Source organism: Maridesulfovibrio sp. (assembly GCF_963676065.1).
Taxonomy (GTDB): Bacteria; Desulfobacterota; Desulfovibrionia; order Desulfovibrionales; family Desulfovibrionaceae; genus Maridesulfovibrio.
The window spans coordinates 1,740,001-1,764,900 of record NZ_OY780933.1 but is presented as its reverse complement, the minus strand read 5'-3'; the positions used below and the strand labels follow the sequence as shown (position 1 = coordinate 1,764,900).

The window sequence follows — 24,900 nt, the reverse complement described above, 5'->3', positions numbered from 1 at the left end:
GACATCCCATGTTCTTCTAAAGACTTTACTTCAATTTTCCTTCAACAAGTTTCAATTTCAGTTCATTCAGCTTTTCCAGTACACCGGGGGCAAGCAGGTGTTTGGTATATTTCATATCGGTCAGACCAACCCCGCCATTAGCAAGGTCATACCTTTTATTCCCCGACACATAATTTCCGTCCAGAACGGCCAGAACTTCTTTATAAACGGCCACATCAAACCGCTTCATCATGCTGGTCAACACCGTACCTTTGGCCATGTAATCCTGATTTGAATCCACCCCGACGACCAGATTGCCGGATTTGCGCGCCGCATGAATAACACCGTTTCCGGACAAACCGGCTACCGCAAAGATTATGTCAGCTCCGGCACCGTACATACGGCCAGCAAGGTAATTAGCCTGCTGCGGGTCCTCAAATCCTTTGTCCGACATTCCCTTACGCACGAATTGCACATCGATACGCACATCCCTGCCGGAATACTCTACCCCTTTGCGGAAGCCCTGTAAGAAATCCATAATCACAGGAGATTCATTGCCGCCGAGAAAACCGATCCGGCCTGTTTTGGTTTGCCATGCGCAAAGGGCACCGACCAGACATGACCCCATCCCCTGTGCATAGTCAATGGAAATAATATTGGGATAACCCTCGATTTTTGTATCAACAAAGACGAAGACAACATCAGGATGATCCAAGGCAACAGCTCCAAAACGTTTCCCGTATGTGGAGCTGTTGATCACGATAATTTTAATCCCTTCGGACAGCAGTGAATTGATGGCTTTCATGGTTTCAGCAACAGTAAATCCGCCTCTGCGGGCCAATACCTCAACCTGTCGGGACTTCTGCAGTTTATGCAAACCGGCAGCAGCCATTTCATTGAAGGAGCTGTCGTTAATGGTCACTCCGGAATATACGAACCCTATTTTTACTGTTTTTGCATGGCAAACCTGTGCCACCCCAAAAACAAAGCAAAATAAGATCAGAAAAACCCCAATCCTGAAGTTTAATCCTGCATGGCTCATTTTATATCAACCTTCCGCCTACGCTTCGTCATTATCTTCCTGCTCAAGCAAGCCGCCTATATCAGCTCCCAAAACCCTTCCGGGCCATTTATAAAAGCAGTAACCGTGCTCATCCACAAACTTCCTGATCTTCTGCTGCCCCCCACGGGCAAAAGGCAACGACGAAAAACCAATATGCTGCTTGGTCAACTCAATATCGCCGAAAAGATACATCAGATTAAACGGAACAGCCTTTTCAGGATGAATATCAGCAGGAACCACCAGATGCATTGCCTGCGAGTGGCTACCTCGAAATACGTTGATTTTCCCTGCCAGCTCGTTGCGTTCTTCTATTTCATTTTTAAAAAACGGTTCGATCAGACGTTGCAGTGTTCCATCTACTTTGGCTACGGCCAGCCCGTAATTGGTAATGGGAACCTGTTGGCGGTCGCAATCCCTGATCCTCCGCAGCATATCCGCCCTTTCCTGCATACAGGCCCCGCAGTGAACCACAAGCTTATATTCAGAAAGATCAAGAGGCAGTCCGCATCCGGTCTTGGATTCAAAGATAACATTGCGCCCGACATACCCGGCTATCCGTGCCGGAATCATTTCATTTCCAAGATCTTCGGCTTTAGGGTGATGGGGACAGGCTTCAACAATCAGGACCTTGTCGCCGTCCTTAAGCCGGTCAATGGCGTTAGCTCCCTGCACAAGCTGTTCAAGGTTGCCCTTATGCCGGGCAAAAAGAATGGGAAAAGTGGTCAGTGAAACATCGCGGGGAATAATATCCATTACCTTTTTAATCGGTTCAGAATCGGCAATAACAAGAGCCGGTCTCCGCTTATGCCCGGAAATGGTCTGAAAAAGCTCGCCTTCTTTGACGATAACCGCAATACCGCCGGCATCAAGAATCTCGCGCAATACCTGAGATTTCGGCAGCCCCAACCGCCCCTTCGGTGAAACAGGGTCCTCGGAAACAACGCAGACCACAAAATCACCACGTCCCATGAGATCCCGGGCCAGCACAGGATCGAGCATATTTTCTTCCGGCGCGAGGGCCATAATGGATTTTTTGAGTCGCTCAATGCCGCGACCATCCTCAGTTGAAGTGGCCACAAAACGAATCCCGCGCGAACCGCAGAATTCCATATCTGCAAGGCTGGGGCGTCTGATATCCGCCTTATTAAAAACCATCACGCACGGTATACCCCGGTCGAGCAACAGGGAGGTCAATTCCCGCTCTTCATCAAGGATACCGGAATCATCGGTCACGATGACTGCCACATCAACGCTGTACAGGCCTTCTTTAATCACCCTTGCCCGGTCATCACCGGCCCCGTGGGCATCTGTATCGTATATTGTAACAGGGCCGAGCGGATGAATTTCCGCCTTGGTCAGAGGATACATTTCATCCTCACTGGCTACGGGGCTGACCTCGTCCCCTTCAACACCGGAAAGGGCTCTGATAAGGGAAGATTTACCGACATTGCTCCTTCCGGCTATGGCAATGGCAAGTTTGGAGCCGCTTTCAATTTCAGTACTCATCCTGCTACCTCCGGTTCATAACTGGATATATTTAAAGCTACTTCAACGAGAATCAGTAATATAAATTTATAAATAAATAGCACTATCCGCAAAACATTTCATCCCCAATAAAACACCGGAATATTTTCTGATAGACATATCGCACAAAAATGCGGGACCCCAAAGGACCCCGCATCGATAAACACCTACACCCGTAAAGATATGGTATTACTTTTTCTGATTCTTTGCAATTTTCTTCCATGTGTCACGCAGGGTCACTGTTCTGTTGAAAACAGGCTTCTCCGGAGTTGAATCCGGGTCTGCGCAAAAATAACCGATTCTTTCAAACTGACAGCGGTAACCGGGCTCAACATCAGCAAGGGAACGTTCCACATAACAATGAGGGCGGACTTCAAGGGATTCAGGATTAATATGATCCTTGAAGTCGGAACCGTCTTTGTTGTCCATGGGATTTTCTTTGGTGAAAAGATGATTGTAGAGCCGTACTTCAGCTTCGACAGCGTGATCTACGGAAACCCAGTGAATGGTTCCCTTGACCTTGCGACCATCATTTGACCAGCCGCCGCGGGTTTGAGGATCATAAGTGCAATGCAGCTCCACTACCTCACCGGCTTCATCCTTGACCACATCCGTACAGGTAACATAGTACGCCGCACGCAGACGGACCTCGCGGCCAACGGAAAGCCTGAAAAATTTCTTGGGAGCGTCTTCCATAAAATCATCACGTTCAATGTAAAGAGTCTTGGAAAAAGGCACCATACGGCTGCCGGCGCTCTCATCTTCAGGGTTATTCTGGCACTCAAATTCCTCAACCAGATCGTCAGGATAATTATCAATAACCATCTTAATCGGATTAATCACGCCCATTACCCGGTTTGATTTAGCATTCAGATCTTCGCGCACGGAGAATTCAAGAAGGGCGAAATCAACCATATTAGCAGCTTTAGCCACCCCGATACGCTCACAAAAGTTACGGATGGAAGCGGGAGAATAGCCACGTCTGCGCATGCCGGAAATTGTTGGCATCCGAGGATCATCCCAGCCGGTAACATGGCCGTCTTCCACCAACTGGATCAAACGGCGTTTGCTCATTACGGTGTAGCTGAGATTGAGTCTTGCGAATTCAATCTGCTGCGGGCGGTAGACTCCAAGAGTTTCAAGGGTCCAGTCGTAGACCGCACGGTTATTTTCAAATTCAAGAGTACAAATGGAGTGGGTGATCTTTTCCAGTGAATCAGAGATACAATGTGTAAAGTCATACATGGGATAGATGCACCATTTATCACCTGTACGATGGTGTTCGGCCTTTCTTATCCGGTAAAGAGTAGGATCGCGCATAATGATATTGGCGGCAGCCATATCAATCTTAGCACGCAGAACATGTTCACCGTCCGCGAATTCTCCATTTTTCATACGCTCAAAGAGATCGAGATTTTCTTCGATGGAACGGTCACGGTAGGGACTGTTTTTACCCGGTTCCTTGAGGGTGCCGCGATATTCACGGATTTCTTCGGCACTCAGGCTGTCGACATAAGCTTTACCATCCTTAATCAATTGAACGGCAAAATTATAAAGCTGATCAAAATAATCGGAAGAATAGTGCAACCGGCCTTCCCAGTCGAAACCGAGCCAGCGAACATCTGTCTCAATTGATTCAACATACTCGGTATCTTCCTTAACCGGGTTGGTATCGTCAAAACGCAAGTTGCAGGTTCCGCCGTACTCTTTGGCGAGCCCGAAATTCAGGCAGATCGACTTTGCATGGCCGATATGAAGGTACCCGTTCGGTTCAGGAGGAAAACGGGTGGCCACTCTTCCTTCGTATTTGCCTGTTTCATTATCTTTATCAATAATCGCGGTAATAAAATTTTTACCTACATTGGACTCGGTATTATCTGACATGTATCTATATCCTTACAACTTTTTTCGTTACCGGAAGCTATCCCGCTTGCGCGGCTATGGTGGAAAAGCATCATTCACAAAGAATCTTATTCAAATACGAAAATTTATCCGGGCGGTCAAACACTCTGAAATGAAAACATCTTACAATATTCTCCCTAAACCTGATACGTCATAAAACAGGTACACCCCCAAAAAGACAAGCCAAAATCTAAAAACCACGCCTCAAAAAAATTGTTCATGATTTATTTTTCTGCTAGGTATTTGAAACGCAACACATGCTGGACAGCTCACAGTGGCAGACTGAATTTCATTAACGAGAGTACTCGCTAAGTAAATTTCGGCCTGCCGGACAAATGATATACGCCAACTTTTTTAAGGAGTCTTTTAATGAACGTTGAACTGGCTAAACCTTTTATAAAGGCCACCTCGGACATCCTTACAATGATGGCCATGATTACGCCTAAGGCAGGTAAGCCATTTGTAAAAAAAGGTAATGTCGCCAACGGAGATGTAACAGGCATCGTAGGATTTACAGGTTCTGTAAACGGCAGTATTTCAATATCTTTTGAAAAGACCTGCGCAGTTCAGATCGTAAAGAATATGCTGGGTGATGACATTCAGGACATTATACAGGATGTCAAAGATGCCGTAGGGGAAATAACAAATATGGTTTCGGGTCAGGCCAGAGCGGGACTCACTGAAATGGGCTATAAACTTCAAGGCTCCACCCCCACCGTCATTATGGGTGACAACCACACCATAGCCCACGTAAGCAACGGTCCGGTTATGGGTATACCTTTTACTACCGATCACGGCAAATTCACCATCGAATTCTCTTTTGATTAATAGGACCGTTCCGGTAGCAGACAGATGTCAGAGCACCAACATGTTTTTAAAAAAATTATCAGCCACCTGAGTCGGGAGACAACTGCACCTTGACCTGATTACGACCGGCCTCTTTCGCTGCATACAATCCAACATCAGCGGCCTTAAGCAAATCCTCCAAGGTTGCGGTATTCTTATTATAGGTGGCAACACCGATGCTCACGGTTATCTTCAGAGCACCGGAACGGGTTTTCATAGCTGTCGTCTCAATTCCGCTTCGCAGTCTTTCAGCTACCTGCTTAGCTCCTTCAAGCCCTGTATCAGGCAGCAGGACGGAAAATTCTTCTCCGCCGATCCTGCCGAACACATCAATATTGCGTAATATTTTCAAACCGACTTCAGCCAGCCCTCTCAGGACATCATCGCCGGCATCATGACCATGGAGATCATTCACGGTCTTGAAAAAATCAATATCAACCATCATCAGGGAAAGCTTGTGGCTGTACCGGCGGCAACGCTCCAACGCCTCTTCAGCGCTTTCCATGAAAAAACGGCGGTTGTACAAACCGGTAAGGGAATCCGTGGTTGCCAGTTTGCGGAGCTTATCCTCTGCTTCCCTGCGCTCGGTTACATCCCGGAAAGTTCCTACAACCCACCACTGCTCATCCTTGCGCAAAGGGGAAAGAAGCACTTCGGCAGGGAAAATTTCGCCACCCTTGCGGCGCACGTTCACGGTAAACGAGCCGTAATTTGAAAGCAGACCTTCAATGTAGTTGCCGCTTTCACTGACCAGCTCCGGAGAAATATTATCTTCTGCATAGAAACAGCACTCCAGACTTTCACCAAGCATTTCTTCAGCACTAAAGCCGAAGATATTCTCCGCAGCCGGATTCCAGAAATGAACCAGTCCGTTTTCATCCATCAAGACCAAAGCGTCCTGCACTGAATCGCTTATGCTCTGGAGCATGTCCTCACGATCCTGTAAATCCTGCACCGCTTTCTTCTGCGCGGTGATATCGGAAGAGGCTCCCCGAAATCCGGTAACAGCACCTTCGCTGTCGAAAAGAGGGACTCCGTTGAATTCCAGCCAGACTTTACGTCCGTCACGATTCACAAACTTGAAGACCAGGCCCCTGAAACTATGGCCGAACTGGGCTGCATCCAGAAATTCCTTTCGCACATCCCATGAAGATTCCTCGTCTACAAAATCAAAAGGGGATCGGCCTATCAATTCTTCGGCACTATAGCCAAGCACATCTTCAGCCCTGCCGGTAACGAAGACAAAACTTCCGTCCGGACCGGTTTCCCATATAAATTCTCCGGCGGCACCCGCTACATCCATGAAACGCTTTTCACTTTCCTCAAGCGCCGTACGAACCTCTTCGCTGGCAACAATAGTCGAAGTCTGCCGCCAGAACAGGTAACTGACCATGCCGAAGAGGAAAACCACCAGTATCAGCAGCAGATTACGACGCGGCACAGTAAGCTCTTCATCAGGTACACATGAGATAACAGTCCAGCCTTCTTGAAAAACAACTCTCTCCCGCAGACGATTATTCGACTGATTGCCAGTCAAGGAGCTAAAGGTATAGACACCTCCGTTCATATTGAACTGACCTTTGTCACGACCCTTTATCCTGGCCCATTCTTCAGGAAATTCAGACTCCATGCGTCCCCGATCATTCGCCAGCAGAAACTTCCAGTTGTAAGTATCATCCGGCCCTAAAATCCAGCCACCTCTGTCATTTAGGAAATAGATATTACCGAATGATTCATGCTCGGTTTCATTCATGATTTTTAGCAGACGATCACCTGAAAAATTGAGTACCAAAAGACCTAGATTAGCCCCAGTCTTTGAAAAAATTTTCTTTACCGTCCTGATCACCGGGTCATGGGGAACGACGATTTTGCCGTACTCCATGTTCAGGTTGAAGCTTGAAATAAAGACATCATCGCCAATTTTTTGTGCTTCTTTGATATAATCCCGACCACTCTTATCCTGAAGATAGCGCTCCTCCACTCTTTCCGGATGCCCGTCTGAAATATTAATACGGACCAATTCCCTGCCCTGAGGTGAAAGATACCGAAGCTGAACGCATCCGGTAAAACGGGAGCCGAACAAAGAAAAGATATCCGCTACCCTGTCATATTTTGAAGAAGTTTTACCAGCCTGCTCCAGTTCATCACCGATCATACCGGAAAGAATGGACGTATATTCCACTCTGTTTTCAAGCCATGTGTTAAAGGTCAAAATATTACTTTTTACCAGATCAATTTCATGAGTCTCAACAATATCCAGATACTGACTGCGCTGGGTAAGCACCACCCACGAGGAAAAACCGAGGATGAGCAAGGCCACAATTGAGAACCTTTTAATGAAAGATCTAATAACTTTGCTAGAACTTTTGGTTTCCATAAAATTCCCGGCCATAATTCAATTCAACACGTGTCGATAGGTTTAATAAACTTCTCCGATCCAAAAAGTATTACTTAGCAAAGTACATTATTTTAAACTTCCATTCAATGATATTGGAAAATTACGAATCCTTTGGGCTGTGCGGACAGAAATTCCGAACCTTTCCGCAACCTGAGCAGGAGTCGCACCCTGAGCATAAGCCTTGTGTATACGTTCGCGCAACTTTACTTTCTGCAATTCTTCCAGATCTGGCACGGAAACCCTTATCCCGCCCCAAAAGAACATCAACCGCTCCGCTGCTTCCTGTCCCAGCACCTTGATCAACCCCTCCGCTGACATGGCACGCTTACCTTCCGAATCCGGAAAACCAACTCCCCCCGAATTTACATTCGACTCCATCTGCTATCTCCCGTCTATCATCTAATTATACACAAGAAGAATTAACTCCCTGTCATTTAACAAACAACGGGAAACCTTTATTACCAAATATATATGTTTGCAAGCCATTAAGTAAATTTATAATACCAATTCATAAAAAGTACCAAAATTTATAAAGTCAAAAGGGACAATTAATAAAAAAGTGTGTAGTCGAATTTGCCAAGGAGGAAATATGGGCTTCTACAATGATATCGTTAAGGGACTGGAAAATATGATCGGGCAGGGACGCAGATACGCAAATCCCACTCAAATGGCTAAAGCATGCGGAGTCGCACCCAATCAGATAATCCGCTACATTAAACAGGAACGGGGAAAACATATTCAGGTTCTTGCCAGAATTCTTGATGAACTGGGCGCAAAAATAATTTTTCCAAGTGGAAAGGATACGGACAGGGAGGACATAATATGCCCACCGCGAGCACTTGCCCGTGCCGAGCGCGATAGCGAAGAGCTGACAGTTGACCCCGCGCAGAAAGAGTTACTGGGTTTCAACTCGATGTGGATGGCGGAAAAAGGAGACCCCGATTCCATGAAGCTGCTCACGGTAACCGGGAATGCCATGGCACCGCGCATCGAAGATGGAAATCATGTTCTTATTGATGAATCCCAGAAAGATTTTTTTGAAGGACGTATATATGCGGTGCGTATTGACGAAGAAATCCTTATCCGCCGTGTGGCCAGAGAACCGGGCAGAATCCTGCTCCTTTCCGATAATACAAATTCCTCCACCGGACCGATAATCCTTGAGAGCAATAACCCATCGCATAATTGGGCTGCCATCGGCAGGGTGGTATTCGTTGCCAAGGACCTTCTGTAAGTCCTGTTTTTATGATTTTCAAAAAAAATACGGCAACGCTGTTGACAGTTTTTAATAATGACTTACTTTGATTCAATCCGTGCGGCAGTATTTTTCCTGTAAATCTCATGAAATGCCACAGCGGTTAACAGGCCTTATGCCTGAAAGCATAAAATAGTTTTGAAATATTGGAGGAAAACAGATGAAACTTAAGCCGTTAGCAGACCGTGTTCTGGTCAGACGCCTTGAAGTGGAAGAAAAAACAGTTGGCGGAATCATTATCCCCGACTCTGCAAAAGAAAAACCTCTTAAAGGTGAAGTCATTGCAGCCGGCCCCGGCAAGCTGGATGACGATGGTTCCAGAATCACTCTGGGAGTGAAAGAAGGCGACGCTGTCCTTTTCGCTAAATACGCAGGAACAGAAATCAGCATTGAAGGTGTAGACCACCTGATCATGCGCGAAGACGACATTCTTGCAGTTGTCGAATAGTCTGATTTCACTCACAAGTTATGAACAGCCCTCACCGGCTGAACTATAAATTTCTTTATTTAAGGAGATAACACCAAATGGCTAAACAGATTCTTTTTGACGCCAAAGCTCGCGAAAAGCTGAAAATCGGCGTGGATAAACTTGCCAATGCAGTAAAAGTAACCCTCGGACCCAAAGGCCGTAACGTAGTTATGGATAAATCCTTCGGTTCTCCGGTTATCACCAAAGACGGTGTTTCCGTAGCCAAGGAAATCGAACTGGAAGACAAGTTCGAAAACATGGGTGCTCAGATGGTTAAGGAAGTTGCTTCCAAAACCTCCGACATCGCTGGTGACGGTACAACAACTGCTACAATCCTTGCTCAGGCTGTTTTCACCGAAGGTGTAAAACTCGTTGCAGCAGGCCGTAACCCCATGGCTATCAAACGCGGTATCGATAAAGCTGTTGAAGCAATCATCGACCACCTCGAAACTCTTGCCAAACCCACACGCGACCAGAAAGAAATTGCTCAGGTCGGAACCATCTCCGCCAACAATGATGTAACCATCGGTAACATCATTGCGGAAGCCATGAACAAAGTCGGCAAAGAAGGCGTTATCACCGTTGAAGAAGCTAAAGGCCTCGATACTACTCTCGACGTAGTTGAAGGTATGCAGTTCGACCGCGGTTACCTCTCTCCTTATTTCGTATCCAACGCAGAAAAAATGATCTGCGAAATGGATGAGCCCCTGATCCTGATCAGCGAAAAGAAAGTCACCAACATGAAAGAGCTTCTGCCCGTTCTCGAGCAGGTTGCTAAAATGAGCAAACCTCTGGTGATCATCGCTGAAGACATCGAAGGCGAAGCACTGGCTACCCTCGTTGTCAACAAACTGCGTGGCACACTCAACGTTGTTGCCGTCAAGGCTCCCGGTTTCGGTGACCGCCGCAAGGCAATGCTCGCCGACATCGCAGCTCTTACCGGCGGCGCTGTTGTTTCCGACGATATCGGCCTCAACCTTGAAGCTGTTTCCGTTGAACACCTCGGTTCCGCAAAACGTGTTGTAATCGACAAGGAAAATACCACTCTCGTAGACGGCGCAGGCGAAGGCGATGTAATCAAAGCACGCGTAGGCCAGATCCGTAACGAAATTGACCTTTCCACCTCCGACTACGACCGTGAAAAACTTCAGGAACGCCTCGCCAAGATCGTTGGCGGCGTAGCAGTTATCAATGTTGGTGCTGCAACTGAAACCGAAATGAAAGAAAAGAAAGCACGCGTGGAAGATGCACTCAACGCTACCCGCGCAGCTGTCGAAGAAGGCATCGTTCCCGGTGGCGGAACCGCACTTATCCGCTGCATCGCTGCTCTGGACGACGTTGCTGCTTCCGACGATGACGAATCCGCAGGTATCGACATTATCCGTCGCGCCATCGAAGAGCCCCTTCGCCAGATCGCAGGCAACGCTGGCCTCGAAGGTTCCATCGTTGTTGAAAAAGTAAAAGAATCTAAAAACGGTAACGGCTTCAACGCTGCTATCGGCGAATACGAAGACCTCATTAAGGCCGGTGTTATCGACCCCAAAAAGGTTACCCGTATCGCTATTCAGAATGCTGCTTCCGTTGCAGGTCTCCTGCTCACCACCGAATGCGCTATCGCTGAAAAGCCCGAAAAAGCTTCCGACATGCCTGCCATGCCCGGCGGCATGGGCGGCGGTATGCCCGGCATGGGTGGAATGGGCGGCATGGGTGGAATGGGCGGCATGTACTAAGCCAGCCTTACCATCCGGCTCCATAAGCCAGATAAGCGAATCCCCGGCAGCCATAAGGTTGCCGGGGATTTTTAATTTCTTACAGAAATAAACAACTGTTAAAAATCAAGCTTGATAGACTTTGAATCTGCGGTCTTTTTAGCCGGTGCTTTCTTTTTGGGTGCTTTTGCTTTCGTGGTATTACCGGAACCTCCTCCAAGATCAAGAGAAATACTCTCCTTCTTACCAGCAGCTCCCGTCGCGGAAGACTGTGCTTTCTTAAGCTCTTTGGAAGTAGCTCCGGGCTTGTATCCACGGCCGAAAACCTTGGGACCGAGTTTATCGGAAATCTTTTTGGCCTCACGGTTAAGAGGATTGGCTTTCAAAGCAGCGGCTGAAGCGTCATAAGCTTCTGTGTACATTCGTTTAGCCAGAAAGAGCTTGGCCTGTCGGACAAAAATGCTCTCGTTAGCCCCGAACCGACGGACAATATCCTTTATCACTTCAAGAGCCTTATCCTGCTCATTCATCATTTCATAGGCTAAAAGCAGGGAGATATAAGGCCTGCTATCCGAAGGGGCCTCTTCAATTGCCCGTTCAAGGTATTCCACACCGTCAGCCGGAAAACCGGATTTGACCAGTCTGCCTCCAACATCCTGCAACAACCCCCGTTCTCCCGGAAAGGCTTCGGTTATTTTACGGAAATATTTTTTGGCTTCCTTAACGTCTTTATCAACAAGAAATTTCTGACCGGCAAGCACATACTTATCGATCTGATTTTTTTGCTTACGAACTTTTTCAACAGCCGCTTTTTCAAGGGCATTCTTTATGGTGTCGTGAATCTTTCGCAGCAGAACGGCAAGTTTCTTCTCCTGCCCTTTCACGTACTTAATACCTCTAGGGAGGACCCGTTTAAGCTCATCCATAGCTAAAAGCTGTCGGATAACTTCATCTATAAGGATTCCGATCTCAAATTTTTCCCGGCCGAAAACCTGACTTGAAGCCAACTCATCAAGAGAGAGGCTCAGCGCATGTAGACAACGCATATAATCCTTCCGCTGCCCGTACGCCTTTGCTCGAGCTATATTTTCTTTTATGCTTTTCGGCGAACTCATTAAAAAAACTCCCTTCGAACCATACATCAAACATCGCTAGACTATGGTCCACTATCATAAAAACTGAAATGTATTAATAAATAAGTGTTGACTCTACGCCGCTTCTTGTCAAGTCGATAGCTGTATTTAAATTCATCCTCCGAGACAAACACCCACATTGACGGCACACGGCCCGAAAGGGTAGTTATACGCGTAGCACGTCTATGGTCCCCGGATTCAAATATTTAATCAAATCAAGCAATCAGCAACAAGCATACTTTAATGAATATCTATCTTCTAATTATCATATTTTCGCTTGCAGGTGCATGTCTGCTGGGCATTTTTTCCCGTCAGCTTAACCGCAAAGCCCTTTCACCCGAACTCCCGGCGGAATTCGAAGGCACCTTCGATGCGGACGAATACCGCAAGTCTCAGGAATACGCCAAAACAGGAATGGGATTTGAAAACATTTCAAGCTCCATCACTTCACTTATTACCATACTGTTCATCCTTTGCGGAGGATTTAATTCAGTTGATATATGGGCGAATGGATTCGGCTACGGCCCGATTTTGACCGGACTGATTTTCTTCGCAGGACTGGCGCTGCTGAGTGATATCGTCTCTCTGCCTTTTTCTCTCTACAGCACTTTTATTATTGAAGAGAAATTCGGCTTTAACAAAACCACCCTCAAAACATTTTTCTTGGATAAATTTAAAGGGTATCTGCTGGGCGGAATCATTGGCGGAGCAATTCTCAGCGGCGTATTGCTTTTCTTCAATGCCGCCGGATCGCTTGCTTGGCTGTGGTGCTGGATATTTACTGTAGTAATCACTCTGGGGATCCAATACATCGCTCCCACATGGATACTGCCGCTTTTCAATAAGTTCACCCCCCTTGAAGAAGGAGAACTGCGTAATAAAATCGAACATTTCGCCGCCGAAAACGGTTTCGAGCTTTCCGGTATATTCATGATTGACGGGTCAAAACGTTCTACCAAGGCAAATGCCTACTTCACAGGATTCGGCAAGAAAAAACGCATCGCCCTGTTCGATACCTTGATCAATAATCTTTCAGCTGACGAAATAGTTGCCGTGCTGGCCCATGAAATTGGACACAGCAAGCTCGGCCATATCCGTAAAATGATGATCATGAGCATCATCAATACCGGAGTAGTATTTCTACTTATGTCTTTTTTTCTCGGCAATAAGGAACTTTTCGATGCGTTCGGCATGCAGAATATTTCCGTACATGCAGGCCTGATCTTTTTCGCCCTGCTCTACACCCCCGTATCAATTCTGCTTTCCATCTTCAGCAATATCCGCTCCCGCAAGCATGAATTTGAAGCTGATGCTTTTGCTGCGGAAACCACCGGAACCCCGGAAGCTCTGGTCAATGCCCTTAAAAAGTTATCGGTAAGCAACCTTTCCAATCTCACTCCGCATCCATTTTACGTCTGGCTGGAATACAGCCATCCCCCGGTGCTGCAGAGAATTGATGCACTGCGTAATTTAGCTTAATCCCTACAGGACATTACACATGCTGCTCAAAAAAGAACGTGAACTTGTAGTCGAATATGGAATGAAGATGCTTGAATCAGGGTTAACAACCGGAACCGGCGGGAACCTGAGTATCTTTGACCGCGAGCAGGGCCTGCTGGCTATCAGCCCCAGCGGTCTTGATTACCGTCTTTCCACCCCGGAAGATATAGTTGTCATCGATCTGGACGGGAACGTAATAGACTCCAAGTGCAAGCCATCAAGCGAGTACGGTTTTCACACAGTTCTTTATAAGAAACGTAAGGACGTAAACGCGGTGGTGCATACTCACTCGGTCTACGCCACAACTGTGGCCTGCCTGAATATGGAACTGCCGGCCGTACATTATCTGGTAGGCTTTGCCGGGAAAAAAGTCCCTCTCGCCCCTTACGCCACCTTCGGTTCCCCGGAGCTTGCTGAAAATGTAAGCAGCACCATTGAAAATTATAATGCTGTATTACTTGCAAACCATGGGTTGATTACTGTGGGCCGGAGCATTGGAAATGCATTTGATGCGGCAGAAGAACTGGAAATGGTAGCCAGAATCTACATTCAGGCCCTTTCCGTGGGTAAGCCTGTCATTGTTCCTGATGAAGAAATGGAAAAAGTTATCGATAAATTCTCAACCTACGGACAGGCAGGCGGAAAGGACTAATCATGGAACTTACGCAGCTCAGTAAAGCTTTTGAAATCGCTTTTCCCCTATTTCTGATCATGGACCCTTTGGGCAACCTTCCGGTCTGTCTGTCCATGCTTCAGGAATACTCCCCGTCACGCCAGCGCAAAATCCTGCTTCGTGAACTTTTCTTCGCTTTGGCTATCACCATCATGTTTATGTATCTGGGGACGGGATTATTGAAAGCCCTCAACATTCACCAGTCCACTTTAAGAATCGCGGGTGGTGTAATCCTGTTCATCATCTCCATGAAAATGATTTTCCCAAAACCGGAGAGCGCTACCGATGAAACGGAAAAAGATCCGTTCATTGTGCCTATTGCCGTCCCGCTTTTTGCCGGGCCTTCCCTGCTGGCGGCGGTCATGGTTTACGGCTCCAAGGGAGATGCCGGATTGAATGTTCTTTCCGGGGTGCTTATTGCCTGGGGTATGAGCTTTGTCATTATGATGACCGGGCCGACAATGTCCCGAGTACTGGGAAAAAGAGGACTGCGCGCCTGTGAAAGGCTTATGGGATTAATTCTCATATTGCTGTCCGTGCAGATGCTCGAAGACGGGATAGCATACTATATCAGCAACGTTATAAACCATTAAAAAACATCTAAAAAAAGAATATTTCAATAAAAACTACAACCTGTTCAACGAGGTAAGACGTTCAATAGCTTTTTCCAGCTTGTCAGTGCTTACCGGCTTTGCAATGTAGTCGTCCACGAACAGCTCGGACATCCTTTCAAAATCCGTCTCCCGGCTGTATGCACTCATCACAATGATAGGGATTCTGCCTTCCGGAGATTCTTTTTCGCGGATAGCCGCTATGGCGTCAAAACCGTTCATTTTCGGCATTTGCAGATCCATCAGCACTAGGTCATACTCATCTTCTTTCATATAACTCAGTACATCTAATCCCGTACTGGCTGTGCGTACCAGATGCCCCCACCGTTCGAGCTTTTTACGCATAAAAACCTGACTGCTGACATCGTCTTCAGCCAGTAAAATACGCAAAACATCAGCTCCCACATCAGCGGAATTTTCCATGCTCTGGACAGATTGCAATGTAAATCCAAACTCAGTAATTGTCCCTGTTTCAACATAAAGTTCCGCACCAATTAGCCCGGAAGTCTTCTCAAGGCATTCCAGGTAAAAATCCTTACCGTCATCGCCCCTGAAACCTTCACCGCTGACATAAAATGAAATGCTCTGATCAGAACCTTCGCTTGCATGAACCTTGACTCCGGCGAAAATATCCGAATCAGGAAAGGCTTCCAGACCGTTGTTGATAAGGCAAAAAAGTGCCTGCGAAAGCCCCTTACGACTGCACAGAAAAACATCAGGCAATGCCGGACCGGCAGAAAAGAAAATCCGGCGGTTCTGCATGGAAGCTACCGGTAAAAATAGTTCAACTGCCTTTTCAAAAGTAGTTGCAGGGGACAGCACTTCCTTTGCTTCATGATTAAACTTACCGGAAAGTCCGTTCAAAAAAATATTAACAACATCCTTGAAACGCTCAGCGGAGACGATGCATTTACCTACATACTCCTTTACCTCGGGAGCGAGAGTCATACTATCCACTACATGCAGACTTCCGATAATTCCCGCCAGCGGAGTTCGCATTTCATGGCAAAGAGTCCGTACCAAATCCGGATCATCACAATCCGCTCCAGAACACATTTCCTTTTCATCCACTCTGCTCGCAAACCCTACTATAGCCTCGGGCCTGCCTTCTTCATCACAGCAAAGATGCCCCCGCACACCAAGCTGCAATTGCTCACCCACGGAATTAATTGCAGGAATCTCTATAAAACGGTCCATACCGTTCGCAATCATCATATGGATTTCTCTCATCACCCTTTCAGAAACATGCGGGGCAAGATAATTACGTAAATTACCTCCCTCACACAGTTCAGGAGACCCGGTGCCCGCAAAATCAGCCAATATCTGATTTGTTCTTATAAAATTTCCATCAAAATCAATGACAAACAAAGCCTCATCGGCTCCGTTGAGAACTGTTTCAAGATAGCGTTTTTCCCTAGCCAGAGTACGTTGTGTCTCCCGCATTGGTGATATATCACACACAGTTCCGGCAAAAGCGCAGAGTTTTTCCTCAGAAGTATAAATTTCCTGCAAAGTATATTTGAGAGCTAAAATTTTACCATGAGAGCTTTTATGTTTCGTTTCAAAATGAAGAACTCCGCCGCTGGAACGGAGCTTATCCCGCAGGGCATTGAATTCCCCCTCAACAGCCAAAAATGGAAGCAAATTCGGCAGAATAGCCTCAGACGAAATTCCGGAAATTTTCTCGTCCAGACTGCGACAGGTCTCATCAGCGAAAATGAGTTTACCCTGCACGTCAGTTAAATAAAATGCAGCGCCGCTATTGCCCACAACGGAATAAAGCTGTCTTTCACGGTAAGCTCGTTCATTCGAAATATCTTTCCGCAATTCCCATGCGGCATACCCAAGCAGCAAAAGTCCGCCGCTGGATACGGAGAGTACAGGCAGCCATTTATCACCGGCAAATGCTGCGGCACTAAGCGCAACGACCACCCCGATAAAAAACAGCATGATCATAAACTTGATCTTCATGGACATCAGTCTTTCCAAGCCTCCAAAATATGGCAAAATATATACCTTAAAACATCATCATGAAATAGTCAGACAGCACGTTACTAATATTTTTTAGACACCACAACCGAGCATCAAAAAAAGCCCGTTTTCCATGGAGGAAAACGGGCAATGACATTACAAATCTGCTTAATATCTATAAACTTAAGGTCATTCCCTGATCAGGAGAAACCTCGGGGACAGCTTCTGAAGCCGAAGAGTCGTTATGCACACCTCTAAGCATGGCTAATTCTTCTACGGACAGAATTTTGTTAATATCAAGAATAATAACAAAGTCTTCATCCTGTTTTCCCATACCACGGATAAACTCGGTCTTAATCGTAGTGCCCATTCTGGGGGGCTCTTCAATCATATTTTCGGTGAGCTCGATTACTTCCCTGACCGAATCGGCCAAAGCGCCCATAACCGTACTCTCTCCGTCAAACGAGACTTCGACGATGATGATGCAGGTATTAATTGTATCTTCCGTCCTGCTCATACCGAACTTAAGCCGCATATCAACGACAGGAACCGCATGCCCTCTAAGGTTGATAACCCCACGCATGAACTTAGGTGTTCTGGGGATTCTGGTTATAGGAGTAAGTTCCAGCACTTCCCGCACACTGGCAATATCCAGCGCGTAAATATCCTTATTCAAAGTAAAAGTCAGATATTGATTGGTCGTACTATTTATCTCAGCACTCATTTTACACCTGCCTCAATTTAATCATCCCTTTTAAACATAAAACAGCCTGATATTTTGAACTATATATCAAGCGGGCTAAAACAACCAGTGCTTATCAGAATTTTTCAAAATCGCTGTCAGAAAACTCGTTTCCCATATCGAGTGACACGCCTCCGGATCCGGTTGCACCGGTGCGGACTTCCCTGACCGGTGCAACCGACGCGGAAACCTTAGATGCAGGTTCAGATTTTACTGTTCGTCTTGGTGTAGGCAGAGCCTTAACTCTGGGAGCAGAATTATTGCTAACCCTGAAAAAACTCATAACGTGCTGTAACTGCTCTGCCTGGCTTGAAAGCTCTTCAGAAGTTGATGCCATTTCCTCAGAAGCGGAGGCATTCTGCTGGGTGACATGATCCAGCTGCTGCACAGCCTTATTAATCTGTTCAGCACCTGAAAGCTGTTCGCTGCTGCCGGCGGCAATTTCCTGCACCAGCTCGGCAGTTCTTTTAATGTCCGGGACAAGCTGGTTAAGCATTTCCCCTGCACGTTCCGCTACATTAACCGTACTGGAAGAAAGGTCCCCTATCTCCCCTGCCGCAGCACCGCTTCGTTCGGCAAGTTTACGGACTTCGGCAGCTACAACGGCAAATCCTTTACCATGTTCTCCGGCCCGGGCTGCCTCAATCGCGGCATTGAGAGCAAGAAGATTGGTCTGGCGGGCAATTTCTTCAATAATGGAGATCTTTTCCGCAATATTTTTCATGGCATCGACAGCCTTGATTACCGCCTGCCCGCCTTCATCAGCCTGCTGCGAAGATTGAAGGGCAATCTGTTCAGTCTGATGTGCGTTCTCAGCATTCTGCCTGATATTTGCTGTCATTTCTTCCATGGAAGAAGAAACCTCTTCCACATTTGCAGCCTGTTCAGTAGAGGCCTGTGAAAGGCTTTCTGCCGTAGCTGAAAGTTCCTCACTGCCGGAAGCTACATTTTCCGATGAGGCACCTACCTCGGCGACAACAGAAGAAAGTCTGCCGACCATATCATTTAGCGCCGCTGCCAGTATGCCGATTTCATCACGCTGGTTGATTTCGAGAGTCTGGGTGAAGTCTCCCTGTGCCATATTCTCTGCAAACGAAACTCCCTTGCGGATAGGAGTAGTAATAATTTTGGTTACCGTGACTGAAATCACCGCCCCGAACAAAAGCGCCAAAGCCAGACCTATCAGAATAACGGTAAAAGAAGAACTTATCACACTCTCAGCCGACAGCTGCTGTTCCTTCAGCAGATTCTGGCTAATATCCAGAGCCTCCACTCCCACCTTGGCCATCACCGCAAGTTCCTTATCTTGAGCAACTGTTTTTTCAACTATAAGCTCAAATCCTTTAAGATATTTCCGAGCGGATCTTTCAAGCCCAGCCACATCGAGTCCGGATTTATTTTCTATCCAGCTATTGCGACGAAGATCCTCGCACTGATCAATCACCGAATTCAAAATTGAACGGATCTCGTTTATGTATTTCTTATTTCCAGTGCGAAGATAGTTTGAGAATGTAAAACGTGTAGTTAGGAATTCTTTTTCCAAATCTGAAATAAGCGTATATGCAGCAAAAACACTTTCCTTATCCTGACCGATAGCAGAGCTGCTGATAGCCGTTCCCATGGCATCACGCACATGGCCGGCAATGGCGGTTACTGCTGCATTCAATTCCCCGGCAGCAACTACGCAGTTGCTGATGGCCTTATTTTTATCCTCTTCACATTTTATATATGTAGTGAATCTTTTATTATATTCTGCGGCTCCATCAGCGATAGAATTCACATCTTCAAGGCCTTTGCCTGAAAAGACCGCTTTATTTGAGGATAGATTATTGTTAATTTCATTAATGTGGCTTAGAAATTTAGACTTGTACTCATCAGCACCGCGTAAAGTATAGTAAAGTACCATCAGTCTGGAATTATACATATCAGTAAGAGCATTACTCACGACTTCGGTCTTAGTGGATTCATTCGCTACCTTTGAAAGACCTAACCAACCCACTGCACCTACAACAGCAGTCAGCATCAGCACCACCAAAAAACCTCCGCCGATCTTCCACCCTATTTTCAAATTTTTGAACATCTTATGTTCTCCTGTTAGTCTGGACTAATTTGCACATTACTCATTTACAATTAACCGGTCTTTCAGCCTTCAAAAAAACTGAAAGTAGAATATTTAATCTAAACCAAAGAATTGTTGAAACAAAACAAGTTGCTCTTAGTAACAATCCTGCAATAATTACGTAAAATTTAAATAAATTTTTCTCAGCTATTAAAAAGTTCTCCGATAACTTTGAGAACCTTTTCCAACTCAGAATCCAACTGCGGCATAAGTTTTCTTACTGTTTCAAGGTCTCCACTGCGGGCAGATAATTCAATCTGCTCGGACACAGAAGCTGTCGATTCGGCCCTGATGGTCGCAGAAATACCTTTTAAGGCGTGGGCATATTTAATGATCATGTCCCCTTTTTCATCTGCAAGAGCGCTCTTCAAGCCTTTCAGTCGTGCAGGGGCATCAACTATGTACACGCTAAGAATCTCGTTGCCGAGTTCCGAATCTCCCCCGAGATGACTATAAAACGCCTGCTCATTGAAAACGACATCAGACATATTCGTCCTCCGCATGATTAAAGCATTGACCTATCACAAAGATGTAACCTAATTTAAATAATTAAGATAAGAAGGGACTTCCATCTCCATTTTACGTTTAAAAAAACGTTCCTTCCCTGCCCGGACTGCAGACTCACGGGCATTGGCCAATTCGGTTAAGCCCTCCTGCAGCCGAAAAACCTTAAGGCTGGTTATCCCCACTTCAGCACTGACACGCCAGTCATCAGGAAAATGCAATGAAAGATGTGACAAAAATCCCAGCCGATTTGGCTCTGCCCCTGTTACTCCGCGAAATAATGAGTCAAGACGTCTATAAATATCATTATCGGAAGGATTAAGATGCAAAGCTGCAAAGTAACAATCCGAAGCACACGAAGGAATTCCTTTAATTTCATCAAAAGCGACACCGGGTCGGATATCTATACCGCATTTAAGTGCCGAATCACCCCAAAGCAAAAGTAAATGAACATTATCTTCCGGTTTTGCAATAGATTCGTGGCTGTCATCGATCCTATATGCATACCAAAAATGCTTTGCAACTTCCCACATGTCTAGCTTGAGAGCACAGAGAGATGCAGTCATATTAAAATAACAATCAGTACTACATAATCTGTTTTCAAGATACGGCCGAACCATTTCCATGAATAAATATTTTTCTTCTGAACGGGCAAAAATTCTAAGCAGAGCAGCATCCCGTTCCTCACTTTTGACGAGAGACAAAAGTCTTTTCAGAAGAACATCCCAGTTAACATGAGGATCACCACCCTCACCAAGTAAAAATTCACTCAGACAAAGCTTAAGCTCTGCTCTCCCCGCACCGACACGGTGTTTATTGATATCTTTTACAATTCTCAAGATGGATTCGGCTCTAGATCGCGGTAAATGATCTTTTAAAACACGCTCATAAGCTGCAAGTCCCATTGCACCTGAAAGTGCCGGTTTTTGCCACAGGCGGTCAAGATTTTCCTTCAACTCCAGAGCATCGTTGTAAACTTCTATTTCCCTGCCAACCTCGAATAATTCTTCAAGTTCATCACTTACATTAGGCGTGACAACTGCACATCCACAAGCGGCAGCTTCAAAAAGACGAAAATTGACTTCTCCAAAAAGAGCTTCATTCGGTACAATGCAAGTTTTACCGTAAATATCCATCATCTCGGGGTAAGTAAGTCCTTCGACTAAGTTTACCTTATAGTTTAATTTCAAAAAATTGATAAACCAGCCCCGTGAACGCCTCTGGTCGGTAACTCTCCCCACGAAGGTCATATCAAATTCACGGCGGGTATGCGGTAAAACTTCGAAACGTCCTGTCACAGCAGGAGTATTTGCCATCCACGGCACCCATTTCACTACCGCTCCACAAATATTTTTTAATTTAGGAACATATTTTTTCTGGGTAGTAAGGACACAATCAAATAAGTCCCCATAGTGTCCATGCCAATAAAGATTCATATGGGTATCTATTGACCAGAAAACTTTAATGCAATCCAACTCATGTAGTCCGCGCAGGAGAACTCTTCTGCCCAAAGATTCCTGCTGAATAATTACATCTGGATCAAATTCCAACTCTGCAAGTTTCGCTGGTACATTAATTTCCCTGTCCCGAACATGGAGACTCTCAACAATACATCCCAAATCCAGAAATGCTTGTACAAGATTTGAACTACAATTTATCAGTAACAGCTCATTCATTTAATTTACATACGCTAATCGTAATCAAAATGAAAATCAAAATTATGCACTGACAGAGCAAAGCACCAGAATGAAAATAAATATAATAACTAAAAGTGTGCGCAATGAAATATTAATTCTTATATTATTAACATAAACACTGAATTAAACATCAAACAATAGCCAAAACAACATATGTGAGCTGAGGCTAAAAAGTGTTTATCTTACACATTAATCAATATTTTCATGATTAAAAAAATCGTCATCCCCAGCACAGAAGATGTAGTCAACGGAGCCTATTTCAAAGAATAGGTCCCACAAGCGACAGCTCAACTATGCGGCGGTAGGATTTGTATCTTTTCCCTTTAATCATTAGACGCAAAAAAGCCCCCTTGAGTTAACAAGGGGGCTTTGAAATAAAAGCTTGCGACGACCTACTTTCCCACTAGCTACCTAGCAGTATCATCGGCGATGGAGAGCTTAACTTCCGAGTTCGGAATGGGGTCGGGTGTGACCTCTCCTCAGTGGTCGCAAGCAAATTTGCTTGCTTCGATGAGCAAAATATATGGTTTTAATAGAGAAGAATTACCTTAACTTAGTTAAAGTTAAGGGAAGAGAAGAAAAATAAGTCGCACGATTTATTAGTACCGGTCAGCTGAATGTGTTGCCACACTTACACCTCCGGCCTATCAACCAGGTGGTCTACCTGGAATCTTTAGATGCTAAAGCATAGGGATAACTTATCTTGAGGCAGGCTTCCCGCTTAGATGCTTTCAGCGGTTATCCCTTCCGAACTTAGCTACCCTGCAATGCCACTGGCGTGACAACAGGAACACCATAGGTTCGTCCACCCCGGTCCTCTCGTACTAGGGACAGACCCTCTTCAATTATCCTACGCCCACGGTAGATAGGGACCAAACTGTCTCACGACGTTTTAAACCCAGCTCGCGTACCACTTTAATCGGCGAACAGCCGAACCCTTGGGACCTGCTTCAGCCCCAGGATGTGATGAGCCGACATCGAGGTGCCAAACCGCGCCGTCGATGTGAACTCTTGGGCGCGATCAGCCTGTTATCCCCGGCGTACCTTTTATCCTATGAGCGATGGCCCTTCCATGCGGGACCACCGGATCACTAAGACCAACTTTCGTTCCTGCTCGAGATGTCTCTCTTACAGTCAAGCTCCCTTATGCCTTTGCACTCAACGGCTGGTTTCCAATCAGCCTGAGGGAACCTTTGCAAGCCTCCGTTACTTTTTGGGAGGCGACCGCCCCAGTCAAACTACCCACCAGACACTGTCTCCAAGCCGGATAACGGCGTTGGATTAGAATTCAAAACTATCAAGGGTGGTATTTCAAGGTTGGCTCCACCGACACTAGCGTGCCGGCTTCAAAGCCTCCCACCTATCCTACACATGATAGTCCTAAACCCAATGTCAAGCTATAGTAAAGGTGCACAGGGTCTTTCCGTCTTACCGCGGGTAACCGGCATTTTCACCGGTAATTCAATTTCACTGAGTCTCTGGTTGAGACAGTGGGGAGATCGTTACGCCATTCGTGCAGGTCGGAACTTACCCGACAAGGAATTTCGCTACCTTAGGACCGTTATAGTTACGGCCGCCGTTTACTGGGGCTTCAATTCGGAGCTTCGACCGAAGTCTAACACCTCCTTTTAACCTTCCAGCACCGGGCAGGCGTCAGTCCCTATACATCGTCTTACGACTTAGCAGAGACCTATGTTTTTAGTAAACAGTCGCCCCCCCCGATTCTCTGCGGCTCCAAACAGCTCGGAAAGTAAATAACTTCACCGTCTGGAGCATCCCTTCTCGCTAACTTACGGGATCATTTTGCCGAGTTCCTTAACCAGAGTTCTCTCAAGCGCCTTGGTCTACTCGACCCGACTACCTGTGTTGGTTTGCGGTACGGTCAACAAATGCTAAACTTAGAAGATTTTCTAGGCAGTCTGGAATCACTCACTTCAAACGTAAAGTTACGGCATCGCATCTCGGCCTTAAAGAGTCACGGATTTGCCTATGACTCAAGCCTACGTGCTTACACCGGCATATCCAACAGCCGGCTGAGCTATCCTACTGCGTCCCTCCATCGCACACATTTGCTGGTACGGGAATATTAACCCGTTTTCCATCGACTACGCCTTTCGGCCTCGCCTTAGGGACCGACTAACCCTGGGAAGATTAGCTTTACCCAGGAAACCTTAGTCTTACGGCGAACAAGTTTCTCACTTGTTTTATCGTTACTCATGCCAGCATAATCACTTCTCATTAGTCCAGCAAACCTTCCGATTCACCTTCATCCCATCTGAGAACGCTCTCCTACCGATGCGAACTAGTCGCATCCCGTAGCTTCGGTACCATACTTAGCCCCGTTACATTTTCGGCGCAGAATCGTTAGACCAGTGAGCTATTACGCTTTCTTTAAAGGATGGCTGCTTCTAAGCCAACCTCCTGGCTGTCTATACAACTCCACCACCTTTTCCACTGAGTATGGATTTGGGGACCTTAGCTGACGGTCTGGGCTGTTTCCCTTTCGACTACGGACCTTCGCACCCGCAGTCTGACTCCCAGGATATATCTTACGGCATTCGGAGTTTGATAAGGTTTGGTAATCTGGTGGGACCCCTAGCCTTGTCAGTGCTCTACCTCCGCAAGAAAACTCCTGAGGCTATACCTCAATATATTTCGGAGAGAACCAGCTATCACCAAGTTTGATTGGCCTTTCACCCCTATCCACAGGTCATCCGAGTAATTTTCAACTTACAACGGTTCGGCCCTCCACTTGATTTTACTCAAGCTTCAGCCTGCCCATGGATAGATCACCTGGTTTCGGGT

18 protein-coding genes and 2 rRNA genes (1 of these 20 only partly in view) are annotated in these 24,900 nt (G+C 46.2%); 7 read left to right on the top strand and 13 right to left on the bottom strand.

Translation table 11 applies throughout. The features are described 5' to 3' along the window. Positions 1–25: 25 nt before the first annotated feature. The 3 genes from ACKU35_RS07915 to ACKU35_RS07905 all read right to left on the bottom strand — a co-directional run bounded on the left by ACKU35_RS07915 (position 26) and on the right by ACKU35_RS07905 (position 4,450). A complete protein-coding gene (locus tag ACKU35_RS07915) occupies positions 26–1,021 on the bottom strand; it encodes a BMP family ABC transporter substrate-binding protein (protein ID WP_319764768.1) in 996 nt (331 codons plus the stop codon). Positions 1,022–1,039: 18 nt separating this feature from the next. Further along, a complete protein-coding gene (gene hydF / locus ACKU35_RS07910) occupies positions 1,040–2,548 on the bottom strand; it encodes a [FeFe] hydrogenase H-cluster maturation GTPase HydF (protein ID WP_319764766.1) in 1,509 nt (502 codons plus the stop codon). 207 nt (positions 2,549–2,755) lie between these two features. Continuing rightward, positions 2,756–4,450: a glutamine--tRNA ligase/YqeY domain fusion protein gene (locus ACKU35_RS07905; RefSeq protein WP_319764764.1), complete on the bottom strand. Its 1,695-nt coding sequence runs from the start codon at positions 4,448–4,450 to the stop codon at positions 2,756–2,758. Positions 4,451–4,837: 387 nt separating this feature from the next. Here ACKU35_RS07905 and ACKU35_RS07900 point away from each other — a divergent pair, with 387 nt between their 5' ends. Further along, on the top strand, positions 4,838–5,296 hold the full coding sequence (locus tag ACKU35_RS07900; RefSeq protein ID WP_319764762.1) for a chemotaxis protein CheX: 459 nt from the start codon (positions 4,838–4,840) through the stop codon (positions 5,294–5,296). Between the two features lie 58 nt (positions 5,297–5,354). Here ACKU35_RS07900 and ACKU35_RS07895 read toward each other — a convergent pair whose 3' ends face one another. Together ACKU35_RS07895 and ACKU35_RS07890 are read right to left on the bottom strand one after the other, a co-directional pair. Further along, positions 5,355–7,691, bottom strand: coding sequence for a diguanylate cyclase (locus ACKU35_RS07895; protein ID WP_319764760.1), 2,337 nt, complete (start codon positions 7,689–7,691; stop codon positions 5,355–5,357). 87 nt (positions 7,692–7,778) lie between these two features. After that, on the bottom strand, positions 7,779–8,090 hold the full coding sequence (locus tag ACKU35_RS07890; RefSeq protein WP_319764759.1) for a helix-turn-helix domain-containing protein: 312 nt from the start codon (positions 8,088–8,090) through the stop codon (positions 7,779–7,781). Between the two features lie 211 nt (positions 8,091–8,301). On the opposite strand from ACKU35_RS07890, the gene ACKU35_RS07885 reads away from it, so the two are divergent. The 3 genes from ACKU35_RS07885 (at position 8,302) to groL (ending at position 11,166) form a co-directional block, all read left to right on the top strand. After that, positions 8,302–8,946, top strand: coding sequence for a S24 family peptidase (locus tag ACKU35_RS07885; protein WP_319764757.1), 645 nt, complete (start codon positions 8,302–8,304; stop codon positions 8,944–8,946). A 181-nt stretch (positions 8,947–9,127) separates the two neighbouring features. Beyond that, the gene (gene groES / locus ACKU35_RS07880) at positions 9,128–9,415 is read left to right on the top strand and encodes a co-chaperone GroES (RefSeq protein WP_319764755.1); all 288 of its coding nucleotides are present in this window, start codon (positions 9,128–9,130) and stop codon (positions 9,413–9,415) included. A gap of 77 nt (positions 9,416–9,492) precedes the next feature. Beyond that, positions 9,493–11,166 (top strand): chaperonin GroEL, encoded by a 1,674-nt coding sequence (gene groL, locus ACKU35_RS07875; protein WP_319764753.1) that lies wholly within the window; start codon positions 9,493–9,495, stop codon positions 11,164–11,166. A gap of 98 nt (positions 11,167–11,264) precedes the next feature. Here groL and ACKU35_RS07870 read toward each other — a convergent pair whose 3' ends face one another. Next, complete coding sequence (locus ACKU35_RS07870; protein WP_319764751.1) at positions 11,265–12,260, bottom strand: hypothetical protein; 996 nt, start codon at positions 12,258–12,260, stop codon at positions 11,265–11,267. A gap of 261 nt (positions 12,261–12,521) precedes the next feature. Here ACKU35_RS07870 and ACKU35_RS07865 point away from each other — a divergent pair, with 261 nt between their 5' ends. The 3 genes from ACKU35_RS07865 to ACKU35_RS07855 are packed head-to-tail and all read left to right on the top strand — an operon-like array spanning position 12,522 to position 15,044. After that, positions 12,522–13,757: a M48 family metallopeptidase gene (locus tag ACKU35_RS07865; RefSeq protein WP_319764749.1), complete on the top strand. Its 1,236-nt coding sequence runs from the start codon at positions 12,522–12,524 to the stop codon at positions 13,755–13,757. Positions 13,758–13,776: 19 nt separating this feature from the next. Then, positions 13,777–14,430: an L-fuculose-phosphate aldolase gene (locus tag ACKU35_RS07860; protein WP_319764747.1), complete on the top strand. Its 654-nt coding sequence runs from the start codon at positions 13,777–13,779 to the stop codon at positions 14,428–14,430. 2 nt (positions 14,431–14,432) lie between these two features. Then, the gene (locus ACKU35_RS07855; RefSeq protein ID WP_319764745.1) at positions 14,433–15,044 is read left to right on the top strand and encodes a MarC family protein; all 612 of its coding nucleotides are present in this window, start codon (positions 14,433–14,435) and stop codon (positions 15,042–15,044) included. A 33-nt stretch (positions 15,045–15,077) separates the two neighbouring features. On the opposite strand, the gene ACKU35_RS07850 is transcribed toward ACKU35_RS07855, so the two are convergent. The 7 genes from ACKU35_RS07850 to ACKU35_RS07820 all read right to left on the bottom strand — a co-directional run. Continuing rightward, entirely contained in the window at positions 15,078–17,039 is a 1,962-nt protein-coding gene (locus tag ACKU35_RS07850) for a response regulator (protein WP_319764743.1), read from the bottom strand. 169 nt (positions 17,040–17,208) lie between these two features. Further along, on the bottom strand, positions 17,209–17,757 hold the full coding sequence (locus tag ACKU35_RS07845; protein WP_319764741.1) for a chemotaxis protein CheW: 549 nt from the start codon (positions 17,755–17,757) through the stop codon (positions 17,209–17,211). 94 nt (positions 17,758–17,851) lie between these two features. Next, the gene (locus ACKU35_RS07840) at positions 17,852–19,855 is read right to left on the bottom strand and encodes a methyl-accepting chemotaxis protein (RefSeq protein ID WP_319764739.1); all 2,004 of its coding nucleotides are present in this window, start codon (positions 19,853–19,855) and stop codon (positions 17,852–17,854) included. A 182-nt stretch (positions 19,856–20,037) separates the two neighbouring features. Then, positions 20,038–20,382, bottom strand: coding sequence for an Hpt domain-containing protein (locus tag ACKU35_RS07835; RefSeq protein WP_319764737.1), 345 nt, complete (start codon positions 20,380–20,382; stop codon positions 20,038–20,040). A gap of 48 nt (positions 20,383–20,430) precedes the next feature. Then, complete coding sequence (locus ACKU35_RS07830) at positions 20,431–22,074, bottom strand: glycosyltransferase (protein ID WP_319764735.1); 1,644 nt, start codon at positions 22,072–22,074, stop codon at positions 20,431–20,433. A gap of 400 nt (positions 22,075–22,474) precedes the next feature. Beyond that, positions 22,475–22,589 (bottom strand): 5S ribosomal RNA (rrf, locus tag ACKU35_RS07825). A gap of 84 nt (positions 22,590–22,673) precedes the next feature. Further along, positions 22,674–24,900, bottom strand: a 23S ribosomal RNA gene (locus ACKU35_RS07820); it runs 709 nt beyond the window's last position.

Excerpts from the sequence above, each read along its gene's own strand:
- ACKU35_RS07915 (WP_319764768.1), bottom strand. The coding sequence starts at position 1,021 with ATGAGCCATGCAGGATTAAACTTCAGGATTGGGGTTTTTCTGATCTTA.
- hydF (WP_319764766.1), bottom strand. The coding sequence starts at position 2,548 with ATGAGTACTGAAATTGAAAGCGGCTCCAAACTTGCCATTGCCATAGCC.
- ACKU35_RS07905 (WP_319764764.1), bottom strand. The coding sequence starts at position 4,450 with ATGTCAGATAATACCGAGTCCAATGTAGGTAAAAATTTTATTACCGCG.
- ACKU35_RS07900 (WP_319764762.1), top strand. The coding sequence starts at position 4,838 with ATGAACGTTGAACTGGCTAAACCTTTTATAAAGGCCACCTCGGACATC.
- ACKU35_RS07895 (WP_319764760.1), bottom strand. The coding sequence starts at position 7,691 with ATGGAAACCAAAAGTTCTAGCAAAGTTATTAGATCTTTCATTAAAAGG.
- ACKU35_RS07890 (WP_319764759.1), bottom strand. The coding sequence starts at position 8,090 with ATGGAGTCGAATGTAAATTCGGGGGGAGTTGGTTTTCCGGATTCGGAA.
- ACKU35_RS07885 (WP_319764757.1), top strand. The coding sequence starts at position 8,302 with ATGGGCTTCTACAATGATATCGTTAAGGGACTGGAAAATATGATCGGG.
- groES (WP_319764755.1), top strand. The coding sequence starts at position 9,128 with ATGAAACTTAAGCCGTTAGCAGACCGTGTTCTGGTCAGACGCCTTGAA.
- groL (WP_319764753.1), top strand. The coding sequence starts at position 9,493 with ATGGCTAAACAGATTCTTTTTGACGCCAAAGCTCGCGAAAAGCTGAAA.
- ACKU35_RS07870 (WP_319764751.1), bottom strand. The coding sequence starts at position 12,260 with ATGAGTTCGCCGAAAAGCATAAAAGAAAATATAGCTCGAGCAAAGGCG.
- ACKU35_RS07865 (WP_319764749.1), top strand. The coding sequence starts at position 12,522 with ATGAATATCTATCTTCTAATTATCATATTTTCGCTTGCAGGTGCATGT.
- ACKU35_RS07860 (WP_319764747.1), top strand. The coding sequence starts at position 13,777 with ATGCTGCTCAAAAAAGAACGTGAACTTGTAGTCGAATATGGAATGAAG.
- ACKU35_RS07855 (WP_319764745.1), top strand. The coding sequence starts at position 14,433 with ATGGAACTTACGCAGCTCAGTAAAGCTTTTGAAATCGCTTTTCCCCTA.
- ACKU35_RS07850 (WP_319764743.1), bottom strand. The coding sequence starts at position 17,039 with ATGTCCATGAAGATCAAGTTTATGATCATGCTGTTTTTTATCGGGGTG.
- ACKU35_RS07845 (WP_319764741.1), bottom strand. The coding sequence starts at position 17,757 with ATGAGTGCTGAGATAAATAGTACGACCAATCAATATCTGACTTTTACT.
- ACKU35_RS07840 (WP_319764739.1), bottom strand. The coding sequence starts at position 19,855 with ATGTTCAAAAATTTGAAAATAGGGTGGAAGATCGGCGGAGGTTTTTTG.
- ACKU35_RS07835 (WP_319764737.1), bottom strand. The coding sequence starts at position 20,382 with ATGTCTGATGTCGTTTTCAATGAGCAGGCGTTTTATAGTCATCTCGGG.
- ACKU35_RS07830 (WP_319764735.1), bottom strand. The coding sequence starts at position 22,074 with ATGAATGAGCTGTTACTGATAAATTGTAGTTCAAATCTTGTACAAGCA.